This is a genomic window from Shimwellia blattae DSM 4481 = NBRC 105725 (assembly GCF_000262305.1).
Taxonomy (GTDB): Bacteria; Pseudomonadota; Gammaproteobacteria; order Enterobacterales; family Enterobacteriaceae; genus Shimwellia; species Shimwellia blattae.
The window spans coordinates 1,828,678-1,842,163 of record NC_017910.1 but is presented as its reverse complement, the minus strand read 5'-3'; the positions used below and the strand labels follow the sequence as shown (position 1 = coordinate 1,842,163).

The following is a 13,486-nucleotide window of genomic DNA, read 5'->3' as shown; positions in this document are numbered from 1 at the left end:
TAACCGATGGCTGATCAGACGCTGACCCTGGACAATTTTTTATCCCGCTTTCAGTTGCTGCGCCCTTCCCCGCCCGCAGCACCGGCTAACCAGCGGGCCGCTGCGGTGCTGGTGCCCATTGTGCGCCGCCCGGTTCCCGGGCTGCTGCTGACCCAGCGCTCCCCGAGGCTGCGCAAGCACGCAGGCCAGGTGGCCTTCCCCGGCGGTTCAATGGACAGTTCGGATGCCTCACTCATTGCGGCCGCCCTGCGCGAAGCCGAAGAGGAAGTGGCAATCCCCCCCGAGCGGGTAGAGGTGGTGGGCGTGCTCCCGCCGGTAGACAGCGTGACCGGGTTCCGGGTGACCCCGGTGGTGGGGATTATTCCGCCCGATCTCCACTACCACGCCAGCGAGGATGAGGTTTCTGCCGTGTTCGAAATGCCCCTTGCCGAGGCGCTGCGCCTTGGTCGCTACCATCCGCTGGATATCTGGCGGCGGGGAGACGCGCACCGGGTGTGGCTTTCCTGGTATCAGCATTACTTCGTCTGGGGCATGACGGCAGGCATTATTCGTGAGCTGGCCCTGCAAATTGGCCAGGACAGTTAACTATAATATGACTGTTCACTTCCTGAATATCTTGCCAGACAAGCAGAAAGCGAAAGCATTATAACGTGACGCATTAGTTAGACAGTGGATAACCATTAGTTTAATTCATGTGAATAGTTCGCTACTTCTGATGAAGATCCTCATACACTAGCGGCGATGTTATTGGACCATTATTAGCCAGCCAGGAGTTTTATCGTGATTAGCATATTCGACATGTTCAAAGTCGGTATCGGGCCTTCCAGTTCCCACACCGTCGGCCCGATGAAAGCGGGGAAACAGTTCGTCGATTCTCTGGTGGCAAAGGGGCTGCTGAATTCCGTTACCCGGGTGGTTGTGGATGTTTACGGCTCCCTGTCCCTGACCGGTAAAGGGCACCATACAGATGTTGCGATTATTATGGGTCTTGCGGGTAACCAGCCAGATAATGTGGATATCGACGCCATTCCGGCCTTTATTCACGATGTGCAAACCCGCGGGCGGCTGCCGCTGGCCCAGGGGGCCCATGAGGTAGACTTCCCGGCCGAAGGCGGAATGTGCTTCCACAATACCAACCTGCCGCTGCATGAAAACGGTATGCAGATCCATGCCTGGAACGGCGATACGCTGGTGTACAGCAAAACCTATTACTCCATCGGCGGTGGTTTTATTGTCGATGAAGAACACTTCGGTAAAGAGAGCACCAGCGAGCTGGACGTGCCCTTCCCGTATCACTCCGCCCAGGAGTTGCTGGCCCAGTGTAAGGCTACCGGCCATTCGCTCTCAGGCCTGGTGATGCAAAACGAGCTGGCGCTGCACTCTGAAAAAGAGATCCACGACTACTTCGCACGGGTATGGGATACCATGCGCGCCTGTATCGATCGCGGCATGAATACGGAAGGGGTCCTGCCCGGGCCGCTGCGGGTGCCGCGCCGCGCCTCTGCCCTGCGCCGGTTGCTGGTTTCCAGCGATAAGCTCTCCCGGGATCCGATGAACGTGGTGGACTGGGTCAATATGTTCGCCCTGGCGGTGAATGAAGAAAACGCCGCCGGTGGCCGGGTGGTCACCGCCCCGACTAACGGGGCCTGCGGTATCGTGCCTGCGGTGCTGGCCTATTACGATCACTTTATTGAGCCCGTGAACCCGGATATTTATATCCGCTACTTTATGGCCTGCGGGGCCATCGGCTCCCTGTATAAGATGAACGCCTCTATCTCTGGTGCTGAAGTGGGCTGCCAGGGGGAAGTGGGAGTCGCCTGCTCTATGGCGGCGGCCGGTCTGGCAGAGCTGCTGGGCGCCAGCCCGGAACAGGTCTGTATTGCGGCGGAAATCGGTATGGAGCATAACCTGGGGCTGACCTGTGACCCGGTCGCAGGCCAGGTGCAGGTGCCCTGTATTGAGCGTAATGCGATTGCCTCAGTAAAAGCGATTAACGCCTCGCGTATGGCGATGCGCCGCACCAGTGAGCCCCGGGTATCGCTGGATAAGGTTATCGAAACCATGTACGAGACCGGGAAAGACATGAACGCCAAGTACCGGGAAACCTCCCGCGGCGGGCTGGCGATTAAAGTCCAGTGTGACTGACCGCACAACGGCAAAGCCAGGCTCCGGCCTGGCTTTTTCGGGTAGGAAATAATGCGGCTGATGCCCTGACAGGTCAGTACAATGCTATTTTTGAATATAACAGATCAAAAAATCCTTCGCTGTCCACACTGGTGAGGAATGTTGCGTTAGGTTTACGGTCCGTCACCCGCCACCAGTCCACGACCGACATTCCATGTGCCAGACCCGCATCGGTACTAATTTCCACGTTCACGTACTTACCACGGTACAACTCTGGCCGGAGAAGGCAGGCGATAACATTGGGATCATGAAGTGGACCGCCATTGCTGTCGTATTTTTCAACGTCAAAACGCTCGTGGTACTCCATCAGGGCCACACAGGCATCGGCCACGCGTGAGTTCAGCGTTTTGAAGCGTGCGATCTGTTTTTTATTCGTGAGAACCTTGTGCGTGACATCCAGTGGCACAATAGTGATATTGATACCCAGATTCAACACCGCCTTTGCCGCATGAGGGTCGACAAAGAAGTTAAACTCCGCCGTCGGTGTGATATTTCCCCCCTCAAAGAATCCCCCCCCCATCATAATGATGCGTTTCACCCTGGGAATGATGTCCGGCGCCATCGCAAACGCCAGTGCGAGATTCGTCAGGGCTCCCAGCGTACAGAGTGTGACCTGCTCTGCAGGCTGTATTCTGAGCGTATCAATAATGAAATTAACAGCATGCTGCTCCCGGGAAGGCATAACAGGCTCAGGTAGTTCAGGGCCATCCATTCCACTGCTACCGTGTACATGCTCGCCAGTGACAAGTGTTTTCAGCAGCGGTCGCGCTGCGCCTTTATAAACCGGAAGATCATGTCGACCAGCAAGCTCGCAGATTTTTCTGGCATTTTTTTCCGTCAGATCTGCAGAAACATTACCTGCAACAGCGGTGATCCCCAGCACGTCAATTTCTTCACAGGCCAGGGCCAGAAGAATTGCAATTGCATCGTCCTGACCCGGGTCGGTATCAATGATGATTTTTTCTTTCATAAGGTTGCCATCAGGTTTTTCAGTATCAAAGTACCGGACAAGCCAGCACTTATCTCAAATATCCCGGGCAAGTCAATCGTATGACTTGACTATATTGTCGATCTGGCAGATAGTCAACCGCAAGAAAAAAACCAATGCGTTATGGATGTTACCAATTGAATAATAAAGAGAATACTGATTTTCACTTTGATAATTCTACAGCCGATGAGCAACTGGTTACGAGTAAACAGGTAGCCCGTGAAGCAAATGTTTCTCAGTCTACGGTATCGCTGGTTCTGTCGGGTAAATCCGAAGGCCGGGTTTCACTGAAAACACGGCAACTGGTTGAGGAAACGGCACGACGGATGGGATACCGGCCTAACCTGAGCGCCCGATCGCTACGAACCGGCATTTCCATGACCATCGCTCTGGCCGTTCCTAATGTTAAACAGCCCTTTTTTGGCGAAGTGCTTTATGCAGCGGAGACGCTGGCGGCATCGAAAGGCTATTCCGTGATCCTGGTTGATACCTCTTCTGAGCCTCTGTGGGCTGAGCGTATCGTTCAGATGATTGAGAGTATGACCATCGCTGGCTGCATCGTTTACGCCTGTGACAAAGCATCGGGAATAACCCTTTCCCGTACAGGCAATAAAATCATTTATATCGAGGCTGAAGATACCAGCCTGTGCCACATCGATCTCAATGCGAATAGCGGGATAGAGCAGGTTCTGCAGCACCTGACCTCCCTCGGTCATACAAAAATTGGTTACTTTGCCGCACAGTACAATAAATCCCTTTTCCGGTACCGTTTTAAGGCGTTCACCGACAAGGTGGCACGTCACGATCTTCCCACAGATAAACGCTGGTATGTCGGTTCTACCTTTGAGCTGGATGTTGCTACTGAAAAGGCGATGAGTCTGGTCAAATCAGGCGTCACCGCTATCTTTTGCGACGATGATCTTCTGGCTGGTGCAGTTTACCGCGCCTGCCGTCAGGCAGGACTACGCATACCGGAAGATATGTCTGTGGTCGGATTTAACGATATTGAAATGGCCCGGATGTTGTATCCTGAGCTGACAACGGTGTCCATTCCGGCGGCCGATATCGGGACGATGGCGCTCGGGATGTTTTTTACAAATGTGCTGGGGAATTCCAGTCGTACAAAGCCTGAAATCCTTGAGCTGGAACTGATTGTCCGGCATTCAACGTCTTCGCCAGCATAGCTGGTCAATGGCAGTCACAATATCCAGGCTGATATTGAAGACTGTATTTCCGGTGTCTGGCACCGGAAATACAGTGCGGCTCTGCAACATGGAGACCGCTTAATTAAACAGTTCCCGTCAGGCTGAAGACATCGGGCCTGACTCCGACGATTCCTCCCGGTAAACAAACCAGAAAACGACAGCAAGGACGAGCGCATAGCCGCTAAATACAAGCCAAAAGGAGGACCAGTTTTGCACCCCATCAACGGTGAAATAATCAATTACATGACCACTGATAATGGAGCCGATATAAAGCCCGAAGCCATTCACCATCGTCATAAATAGTCCCTGCGCACTGGCCCGCATTTCTTCACCAGCCACCCGCGCCAGATACATCGATCCAGACACATTAAAGAAATCGAAGGCACAGCCATAGACGATCATGGAAAGCAGCAGCATTGATACCCCAGAGACCGAGGTAAAATCTCCCCAGGCGAACAAACCAAACCGGGCTACCCAGGCGACCATACTAAGCAGAATGATACGTTTCAGACCCAGCCTGTTCATCAGGAACGGAATAGTCAGAATGAATACCACTTCGGAAATCTGAGAAACGGACAACAGAACCGACGGATAACGAGCGATCACGCTGTTTTCCGCTCCAGGAAGAGCGGCCAGGTGATGCAGAAATGGGTTACCGAACGTGTTCGTAATCTGCAGTATAGACCCCAGCAGGGTCGCAAAAATCAGGAATACGGCGATATTTTTTTGCCTTAAGAGGACAAATGCGTCCAGCCCGGTTTTCTGCAGCCACGTTGTTTTCATGCTTTTTGCAGATGGAACAACACGGGGTAAAGAAAGGGAAAACAGAGCGAGGAACACGGAGGCCCCTGACGCGATATACAACTGATTACGACTGACTTCGAAACCCAGAAAACTGATAAGCCACATCGCAATAATAAAACCGATCGTGCCCCAGATGCGAATACGGGGGAAATCGATCACGCCCTGTCCACTTTTTTCCAGAGAAAAATAGGAGATGGTATTGGACAGCGCAATGGTTGGCATATAGGCCACGGCATTCAGCAATATCATCCAGAACATGGGACCTGAATTCGCAATAGCGGACATGCCGTACAACGATGCAGCGGAAACAATATGGCAAAAAATGTAGATTTTATTGGCGCTGATCCATTTATCAGCAATGATCCCCACGACCGGAGGCATGACCACTGCCGCAAGCCCCAGAGAGCTAAAAATAACCCCCACCTCTGATCCGGTAAAGCTAAGCGTCCTCATGGCATAGGAGGCGAAGGTAACCAGCCAGCATCCCCAGATAAAATACTGAGAAAATAGCATGATTTTCAGTGTTGACTGTATTTTCATGGCTAACCCCGTCTGTATGGCGTATAGGCTTCATATTCCATATTGATGGCATTATTTGGCTACAGGTCAGGTTTTGGATTATAAGCGCCAACAATATTGGTACGTTGATACCACCAGGTAGACAAATATTGATTACGGCCAGCTAAGACGGCTCATCACATCGCTGTAGAAGATGAGCCGCCCTTTGCTTTTATTTGGTGTAGATCAGATCGATGTACATATTCGCAACCCTCTCATCAATTTCACGCGTAACCGGAACGACACAGTGGGTGTTATTTACTTTTCCCCGGGCCACGGCTTCAAGGCACAGGGACTGCAGGGCAAAGCCCATATCCATAGACTCGATAGAATTCCCAAGCGGGCGTGGACCCGCGAGGTTAAACATGTGACCTTCCGCAATAATTTTAAAGTTTTTACCCGATTTGGTTTGATAAGAGGCAATGCTTTCTTCAAACTCATGGGCGTTTTCAATCTGCGCACTTCTGGCAAACGAATCAACATCGATTTCAACCGGGAAGTGACCGGCATTCGCCAGGATCACACCGTCTTTCAGTAATGGAATGTCTTCCCCGCCGATGATACGGCCCCCACCACTCACGGTAATAATCACATCAGCAGAGCGAATAGCGTCCTCACGTGACGGGGTATCAAATCCATCCAGGTGAGCCTGCAGACGTTTCAGCGGATCGGTATCCACAACGCTGACCTTCGCGTTGGCGCTACGGAAGTTGTATGCGACACCCATGCCACAGGCACCGTATCCAAAAACAGTCACTCGCTGCCCATTCGTCACGCGGTTGGTAATGCGCATGTATGACTCGAGAACACTCTGACCAACCGCATGCTCGTTTTCCGCAAACTGTTTAATCGGGCTGTCATTGATAACCAGAATCGGCATGTTCAGTTGCTGGCGCAACGCAACCAAACGCATACGACCTGACGTGGTTTCTTCAGTCCCCCCTTTCAGATTGTCGTACGGTGCCTTCAGATACTCTGCGAACAGATCGCCGCCGTTATCCAGCAACAAATCTGGCTTTTCAGCCAGAACCGCCTGAAGATACTTCAGATGCTGTGTTTTATCTCGCGTCACGTCGCCAATGACTTCCACACCGTGTTCGCGCAGATAATCAACCGCACTTTTCTGCGTGCTGTTCAGGTTACCGGTAGATACCACGCGAGCTCCGCCCTCTTTCAGAGTCAGCAGAAGAGTGACTGTTTTCGGCTCCAGGTGGATACCAGTGCCGATAGTCAGCCCCTTAAAAGGTTGTGTTTTTTTGTATTCAGCAGAGAGCTGTTTCAGTAAGCGGCAGTTATTGCGAACCCATTCAATACGACTTGTCATTGTATTCTCCTGAGCATGTCATTAAAAACGTACAAGCCGGGGCTCTACGTCCTACCAGCCATGAGGCATGTACCATTAAGGTCATACGATTGACTTTCCGGAATGTCTCACTCCTTATCCGATGCGGATAGTACGTCATACGTATGACTTAAAACGTGACGGATATAGCAAAGAAGTCATACGTATGACTTAATAGTAAAAAGCACAGTACGCCAGGATGGAGTGATGTTGTGAATATCTCGCTTAACCGAAATTACAGCCTCTCGATTCCGCTGGTGTCCGTTGCACACAGGCGTATGCGGTGCCCGTCTGGATCAAGCGCCACAAATGTGTAGCCAAACTCCAGCCTGCATGGCTGTAGCGCCATCGGAACATTGCGCGTCTTAAAGTCGTGGTAAATAGCATCGACCTCTTCGATCGAGATATCGCTCAGGCACAACTCAAATCCGCCAAATGCAGGTTGAGGCTTCGGCTCAATATCGTGCCTGGTTTGCAGCCCTAAAATAAAACCATCTTTTAACGAGAATACGGAAAAGCCAGGAAAAGCCTCGATAGGGCCTTCACCAAAAATAACCGTGTAAAATTCGGTACTAACGTCTACATTGTCAACGTACAAAATAACACTATCAGGCTTAAACATACTCTCTCCTGTAAATGGTTTAATTTCAGATCAAGTAAATATCATTAGTATTTCCCCCGGGATATTCAGACTAATGCACACCAATAAAAAACAAATAAATCAATACCATAAAAGACACCCCCAGAGTATCAACCCGATCATAATATCAGTTTAAAACTATCTTCCCCGATAACAAACACGACAACAAACAGTCTTCCCGCGCAGATAAACATTGTTGACTGCCATGCCAAATATATGCTCCATGCGCATTATCAATAACTTATCTGGGGTATTTTTTATAATTAGAAAAATATTTATCTATTCTATTTACTGGATTTTCCGATAATCTAATTTAATCGTTTACCATCATATACAGACGTATCAGTTGCAACATTACACCCGGCCCCCTGGCAATCTGCATCATTCTCAAGTCTGTTAATAGCTTGAGTCGGGTATACCCCCCCCCTCGGCCCGTGCTGTTACTACCAGATCGGCCCCCCACCCAACATAAATAGTATGTAAACCGGCGCTGACCGTGCTACCATCCATGCCCACATTTTATGTGCGACTTTAGTTAGCATTACCACAATCTGGAGATACTCCCATATGACAGGTCTGTTTCTGGGATTTTTACTCGGCTTTATTATGCAGCGCGGCCGTTTTTGTATGGCTGGCGGCTTTCGTGACCTCTACCTGTTTCGCGACACTCGCATGATTGTCGCCATGCTGATTATCATCACCCTGCAAAGTATCGGCCTGTTCGCGTTTATCGAACTGGGCTGGGCGCAGCTGCCTGCTGGCGCGTTTCACTGGCTGGCGACCCTGTGTGGCGGCCTGATGTTCGGCCTGGGGATGGGGCTGGCAGGATCCTGCTCAACCGGGGCCTGGTATCGGGCGGCGGAAGGATTAGCCGGCAGTATCGTGGCGGTCGTCGGTTTTGTGGTCTCCAGCTGGTACATTCGCCAGCCTCAGGGTAAGTCGCTCTTTGCCCCGCTCAATGGCCCCGCCATTAGCCACGCCTCCCTGCCTCAGACGTTTGGCATCTCCCCCTGGTATGCGGTATGCGCCCTGAGCCTGCTCACCGGCTGGCTGGTCTGGCGCCATCTGAGCCGTAAAACCCCGCCGGTAGCGCAACTGGCCCCGCGTAAACAGGGGCTGGCGCACTGGCTGTTTGAAGCCCGCTGGCACCCGTTTTTCAGCGCACTGCTTATCGGGCTTATTGCGCTGCTGGCGTGGCCCTCAAGCCTGGCGTCTGGCCGGGTGGGTGGCCTTGGGATAAGCGGCCCGAGCGCACAGCTGTTCTCACTGATTACCACCGGTAATACCGGGTTCTTCGGCTGGGCCGGTTACCTGCTTACCGGGATCGTCGCCGGGGCACTGCTGGCCGCCTGGAAAAGTGAAGAGCTGCGCTGGCGTTTTCCCGGCTGGCCCGCCATGGCGCGCAGCCTGGCAGGTGGCGGCCTGATGGGGATCGGCAGCGGCCTGGCCGGGGGATGTATGCTGGGCAACACGGTGGTAAATACCGCGTGGTTTTCATGGCAGGGGTGGCTGTTTGTCCCCTGTATTCTGCTGGGGAGCTGGATAGTCAGCTGGTTTACGATTATTCACCCGTTCACATTCGCTAAAGCAAAAGGATGATAACACCTATGAACACTGTCACGCTGGATACCACCGGTAAACTGTGCCCGTTCCCGCTGATTGAAGCCAAAAAACAGATGGCGAAGCTCGCCTGCGGGGATCTGCTGGTTATCGCCTATGACTGCGCCCAGGCAACCGAAAGCCTGCCCCGCTGGGCGGCAGAAGAAGGCCATACGGTCACGGATTTTCAGCAGACCGGCGCCGCCCAGTGGCAAATCAGTATCCGGAAGAAATAATCCGCTGCACCTTTAACGACAAAGGGCACCGGTTATCCCGGTGCCCTTGTTATTTCGCGCTGTCTGTTTCACAGCGTGAAATTATTACGCCTCTTCGTGTGACTCCGGGGCTGGATCCCGGGTAATACGCACTAAATCTACCCGGTAGTCATTCGCCTCGCGGACTTCAATATGCAGCGGGAGCACATGAATCACATCCCCGGCGCGGGGAATGTGGCCATTGGCGGCGATCACCAGGCCCGCTACGGTTGCGATATCATCATCACCGGCCAGCGAAAGCCCACCCAGCCGCTGTTGCAGCGCGTGCAGATCCGTTGAGCCCTTCACCAGCCAGCCGTCGCCGTCTGCCACGATCTCCGGGGTTTCATCCGCATCCGGGAATTCACCGGCAATGGCTTCCAGCACGTCCAGCGGTGTGACCAGCCCCTGCACCACGCCAAACTCGTTATTCACAATCACGAAGCTCCCTTTCGCCCGGCGTAAGATGCTGAGCAGGTTTATGGGATCCAGGGTTTCCGGCACCACAATCGCCGGTGATCTCGCGGCCATTGCCGCCACATCAACGCCCTGCTCCAGCGCCACCAGCAGCTCTTTGGCCCGCACCACGCCGATAAGCTCATCCAGCTCCCCCCGGCAAACCGGGAACAGGCTGTGGGGCGACGAGAGCAACTGCTCGCGGATCTCCGCTTCGCCACGGCTGGCATCCACCCAGCTTATCTCGCCGCGCGGGGTCATAATGCTGCGCAGGGAGCGCTCCGCAAGAGTAAGGACGCCGTTTATCATGTAGCGCTCTTCTTCCACGAAGGCTTCACCAGACACCGGCACCAGTGCGCGGGCCATATCTTCCTCCTGCGGCTCACCGGCCCCCCGGCGTTTGCCCTGCATCAGGCTCAGTACCGCCGCAGCGGTACGGGCACGCAGGGGCAGCGCAGACTGGTGCTTAACAAAGTTGCGCCGGGCAATCTGGTTAAACAGCTCAATCAGGATTGAGAAGCCGATCGCCGCATACAGGTAGCCTTTGGGAATATGGAACCCGAAACCTTCCGCCACCAGGCTCAGGCCGATCATCAGCAGGAAGCTCAGGCACAGCACCACAATGGTCGGATGCTGGTTCACAAAACGGGTCAGCGACTTTGAGGCCAGCAGCATCACGCCCATGGCTATCACCACGGCGGCGATCATAATAGGCAGATCGTTGACCATCCCCACGGCGGTAATTACCGCATCCAGTGAGAACACCGCATCCAGCACCACGATTTGCAGCACCACAACCCAGAAGCTGGCGTATCCCTTACCGTGCGCCCCTTCGTGCTGGCGGTTTTCCAGCCGCTCGTGCAGCTCAGTGGTGGCTTTAAACAGCAAGAACAGCCCCCCCACCAGCATAATCAGATCCCGCCCGGAGAAGGTGAAATCCCACAGGCTGAACAGTGGCCGGGTCAGGGTAACCATCCAGGAGATCAGGGAGAGCAGACCAAGGCGCATAAACAGCGCCAGACACAGGCCAAGTACCCGCGCCTTGTCGCGCTGTTTTGGCGGCAGTTTATCCGCCAGAATGGCAATAAATACAAGGTTATCAATACCGAGCACAATCTCCAGCACAACCAGCGTCAGCAGGCCGGCCCAGATTGTCGGATCCATTAAGAATTCCATGACGCACCCCGGGAAGGATTAGCATGTAGTGAGGTTATGAGAAAATAGCGGATATCGCCTGGTAATATGCTGGCCTCAGAGGGAGGCAAACTGCTGAAGGAAAGCCATCGGTGACGGTCCATAAACTGGGAATTACCCTTTACTCCTGGTTGTTAAACACCGCGCTACATTAACAGAGACTTTTTCCCCACATGTAAAGATTTACGTGTCTTTGCAAAACACACCCTTTACATCTCTCATTGTTGCAAAATTCTTCGTTTTTGTTGGATAAATTACGGAACTGCATCACAAAAATTATTTTTTCGGTATCTAAAATAAATCCCGGATTAAACAGAAGTTCTATTTTTGTTATTTGAATCGATTCAAGTCCCTTTGGTGGCTGATTCATTTTATACACACTTCATCAGAAGTGTGTTAATGGCAAACAGGAGGTAGCAAGTGACTATTGCTATTGTCATAGGCACACACGGCTGGGCAGCGGAGCAGCTGCTGAAAACGGCTGAAATGCTGTTAGGCGAGCAGGAAAATGTGGGCTGGATAGATTTCGTCCCCGGGGAGAACGCCGACACCCTGATCGAAAAATATAACGCTCAACTGGAAAAACTGGACACCAGCCACGGCGTGTTATTTCTGGTCGATACCTGGGGGGGCAGCCCGTTTAATGCCGCCAGCCGGATTGTGGTCGACAAGGCGCAGTATGAAGTGGTTGCCGGGGTCAATATTCCGATGCTGGTAGAAACATTTATGGCCCGGGATGACAACCCCTCATTTGATGAGCTGGTCAGCATTGCCGTTGAAACCGGCCGCGAAGGGGTTAAGGCCCTCAAAGCGCAGCCGGTTGAGAAGCCCGCCCCGGCCCCCAAAGCGGCGGCAGCGGCAGCACCGGCCAGGCCCATGGCAGCGGGCGACTATATGGTTATCGGCCTGGCCCGTATCGACGACCGGTTGATCCACGGCCAGGTCGCCACCCGCTGGACCAAAGAGACCAATGTGAAGCGCATTATCGTCGTCAGCGATGAAGTGGCCGCCGATACGGTGCGCAAAACGCTGCTGACCCAGGTCGCCCCTCCCGGGGTCACTGCCCACGTGGTGGATGTGGCGAAGATGATCCGGGTCTATAACAACCCTAAATATGCCGGTGAGCGCGTGATGCTGCTGTTTACCAACCCCACCGATGTGGAGCGTCTGGTAAAAGGCGGCGTGAAAATTACGTCGGTGAATATTGGCGGTATGGCATTCCACCAGGGCAAAACGCAGGTTAATAACGCCATCTCCGTTGACCAGAAAGATATTGATGCCTTCACCTGGCTGAACCAGCAGGGTATTGAGCTGGAAGCCCGCAAAGTCTCTACCGATGCAAAATTAAAAATGATGGACCTTATCAGTAAAGTGAATAAATAGGGCCCGGCCTGATTTTTCACCGACACAGATAACCCCCCGTAATCTGGAATTGTTTATAGGAGAAGTACAATGGAGATAACCACGCTTCAAATTGTGCTGGTGTTCATTGTGGCCTGTATTGCCGGTATGGAGTCGGTGCTCGATGAGTTCCAGTTCCACCGCCCACTGATCGCCTGTACCCTGATTGGCGCCGTTCTTGGCGATATGAAAACCGGGATTATCATCGGCGGTACTCTGGAGATGATAGCCCTGGGCTGGATGAACATCGGTGCCGCCGTGGCCCCTGATGCGGCGCTGGCCTCGATTATTTCCACCATTCTGGTTATTGCCGGCCACCAGAGCATTGGCGCCGGTATTGCGCTGGCCATTCCGCTGGCGGCAGCAGGCCAGGTACTGACCATTGTGGTGCGTACCATTACCGTGGGTTTCCAGCACGCGGCAGACAGCGCGGCGGAAAAAGGCAACCTGACCGCCCTGTCCTGGCTGCATGTCTGCTCGTTGTTCCTCCAGGCGATGCGTATTGCGATCCCGGCCGTGATTGTGGCGATTTCCGTGGGCACCAGCGAAGTACAGAGCATGCTGAACTCCATTCCGGAAGTGATCACCTCTGGCCTGAATATCGCTGGCGGCATGATTGTGGTTGTCGGTTATGCGATGGTCATCAACATGATGCGCGCAGGCTACCTGATGCCGTTCTTCTACCTGGGCTTTGTGACTGCGGCGTTCACCGAGTTTAACCTGGTGGCACTGGGTGTGATTGGTGCCGTGATGGCGGTGCTGTATATCCAGCTGAGCCCGAAATACAACCGTTCTGCTGCTGCGCCTGCTCAGGCGAGTGCTGCTAACGACCTCGACAACGAACTGGACTAAAAGGTGAGC

General features: G+C 53.2%; 12 protein-coding genes. 7 read left to right on the top strand and 5 right to left on the bottom strand.

Translation table 11 applies throughout. The features are described from left to right. Nucleotides 1-6 precede the first annotated feature (6 nt). Nucleotides 7-585, top strand: a complete 579-nt coding sequence (locus EBL_RS08535; protein WP_002443967.1) for a CoA pyrophosphatase — start codon at nt 7-9, stop codon at nt 583-585. 195 nt (nt 586-780) lie between these two features. Next, entirely contained in the window at nt 781-2,145 is a 1,365-nt protein-coding gene (sdaA, locus tag EBL_RS08530; RefSeq protein ID WP_002443969.1) for an L-serine ammonia-lyase, read from the top strand. A 73-nt stretch (nt 2,146-2,218) separates the two neighbouring features. Here sdaA and EBL_RS08525 read toward each other — a convergent pair whose 3' ends face one another. Further along, entirely contained in the window at nt 2,219-3,154 is a 936-nt protein-coding gene (locus EBL_RS08525; RefSeq protein ID WP_002443971.1) for a nucleoside hydrolase, read from the bottom strand. A 155-nt stretch (nt 3,155-3,309) separates the two neighbouring features. Here EBL_RS08525 and EBL_RS08520 point away from each other — a divergent pair, with 155 nt between their 5' ends. Further along, on the top strand, nt 3,310-4,356 hold the full coding sequence (locus tag EBL_RS08520) for a LacI family DNA-binding transcriptional regulator (protein WP_002443973.1): 1,047 nt from the start codon (nt 3,310-3,312) through the stop codon (nt 4,354-4,356). Between the two features lie 117 nt (nt 4,357-4,473). On the opposite strand, the gene EBL_RS08515 is transcribed toward EBL_RS08520, so the two are convergent. The 3 genes from EBL_RS08515 to EBL_RS08505 all read right to left on the bottom strand — a co-directional run bounded on the left by EBL_RS08515 (nt 4,474) and on the right by EBL_RS08505 (nt 7,703). After that, nucleotides 4,474-5,721, bottom strand: a complete 1,248-nt coding sequence (locus tag EBL_RS08515) for a nucleoside permease (protein ID WP_002443975.1) — start codon at nt 5,719-5,721, stop codon at nt 4,474-4,476. Between the two features lie 190 nt (nt 5,722-5,911). Beyond that, nucleotides 5,912-7,063, bottom strand: coding sequence for an adenosylhomocysteinase (locus EBL_RS08510; RefSeq protein WP_002443976.1), 1,152 nt, complete (start codon nt 7,061-7,063; stop codon nt 5,912-5,914). A 253-nt stretch (nt 7,064-7,316) separates the two neighbouring features. Beyond that, nucleotides 7,317-7,703, bottom strand: coding sequence for a VOC family protein (locus tag EBL_RS08505; protein ID WP_002443979.1), 387 nt, complete (start codon nt 7,701-7,703; stop codon nt 7,317-7,319). 585 nt (nt 7,704-8,288) lie between these two features. Here EBL_RS08505 and EBL_RS08500 point away from each other — a divergent pair. Together EBL_RS08500 and EBL_RS08495 are read left to right on the top strand one after the other, a co-directional pair. Next, on the top strand, nt 8,289-9,320 hold the full coding sequence (locus tag EBL_RS08500; protein WP_002445093.1) for a YeeE/YedE family protein: 1,032 nt from the start codon (nt 8,289-8,291) through the stop codon (nt 9,318-9,320). A gap of 8 nt (nt 9,321-9,328) precedes the next feature. Beyond that, entirely contained in the window at nt 9,329-9,556 is a 228-nt protein-coding gene (locus tag EBL_RS08495; RefSeq protein WP_002445091.1) for a sulfurtransferase TusA family protein, read from the top strand. A gap of 84 nt (nt 9,557-9,640) precedes the next feature. Here the strand turns inward: EBL_RS08495 and yoaE are convergent, their stop codons facing one another. After that, on the bottom strand, nt 9,641-11,206 hold the full coding sequence (gene yoaE, locus EBL_RS08490; protein ID WP_002445089.1) for a CNNM family cation transport protein YoaE: 1,566 nt from the start codon (nt 11,204-11,206) through the stop codon (nt 9,641-9,643). Nucleotides 11,207-11,644: 438 nt separating this feature from the next. Here yoaE and manX point away from each other — a divergent pair, with 438 nt between their 5' ends. Together manX and EBL_RS08480 are read left to right on the top strand one after the other, a co-directional pair. Beyond that, complete coding sequence (gene manX / locus EBL_RS08485) at nt 11,645-12,607, top strand: PTS mannose transporter subunit IIAB (protein ID WP_002445084.1); 963 nt, start codon at nt 11,645-11,647, stop codon at nt 12,605-12,607. Between the two features lie 69 nt (nt 12,608-12,676). Next, nucleotides 12,677-13,477, top strand: coding sequence for a PTS mannose/fructose/sorbose transporter subunit IIC (locus tag EBL_RS08480; RefSeq protein ID WP_002445082.1), 801 nt, complete (start codon nt 12,677-12,679; stop codon nt 13,475-13,477). Nucleotides 13,478-13,486: the final 9 nt, after the last annotated feature.

Excerpts from the sequence above, each read along its gene's own strand:
- EBL_RS08500 (WP_002445093.1), top strand. The coding sequence starts at position 8,289 with ATGACAGGTCTGTTTCTGGGATTTTTACTCGGCTTTATTATGCAGCGC.
- EBL_RS08510 (WP_002443976.1), bottom strand. The coding sequence starts at position 7,063 with ATGACAAGTCGTATTGAATGGGTTCGCAATAACTGCCGCTTACTGAAA.
- yoaE (WP_002445089.1), bottom strand. The coding sequence starts at position 11,206 with ATGGAATTCTTAATGGATCCGACAATCTGGGCCGGCCTGCTGACGCTG.
- EBL_RS08515 (WP_002443975.1), bottom strand. The coding sequence starts at position 5,721 with ATGAAAATACAGTCAACACTGAAAATCATGCTATTTTCTCAGTATTTT.
- EBL_RS08525 (WP_002443971.1), bottom strand. The coding sequence starts at position 3,154 with ATGAAAGAAAAAATCATCATTGATACCGACCCGGGTCAGGACGATGCA.
- EBL_RS08495 (WP_002445091.1), top strand. The coding sequence starts at position 9,329 with ATGAACACTGTCACGCTGGATACCACCGGTAAACTGTGCCCGTTCCCG.
- EBL_RS08535 (WP_002443967.1), top strand. The coding sequence starts at position 7 with ATGGCTGATCAGACGCTGACCCTGGACAATTTTTTATCCCGCTTTCAG.
- EBL_RS08505 (WP_002443979.1), bottom strand. The coding sequence starts at position 7,703 with ATGTTTAAGCCTGATAGTGTTATTTTGTACGTTGACAATGTAGACGTT.
- EBL_RS08480 (WP_002445082.1), top strand. The coding sequence starts at position 12,677 with ATGGAGATAACCACGCTTCAAATTGTGCTGGTGTTCATTGTGGCCTGT.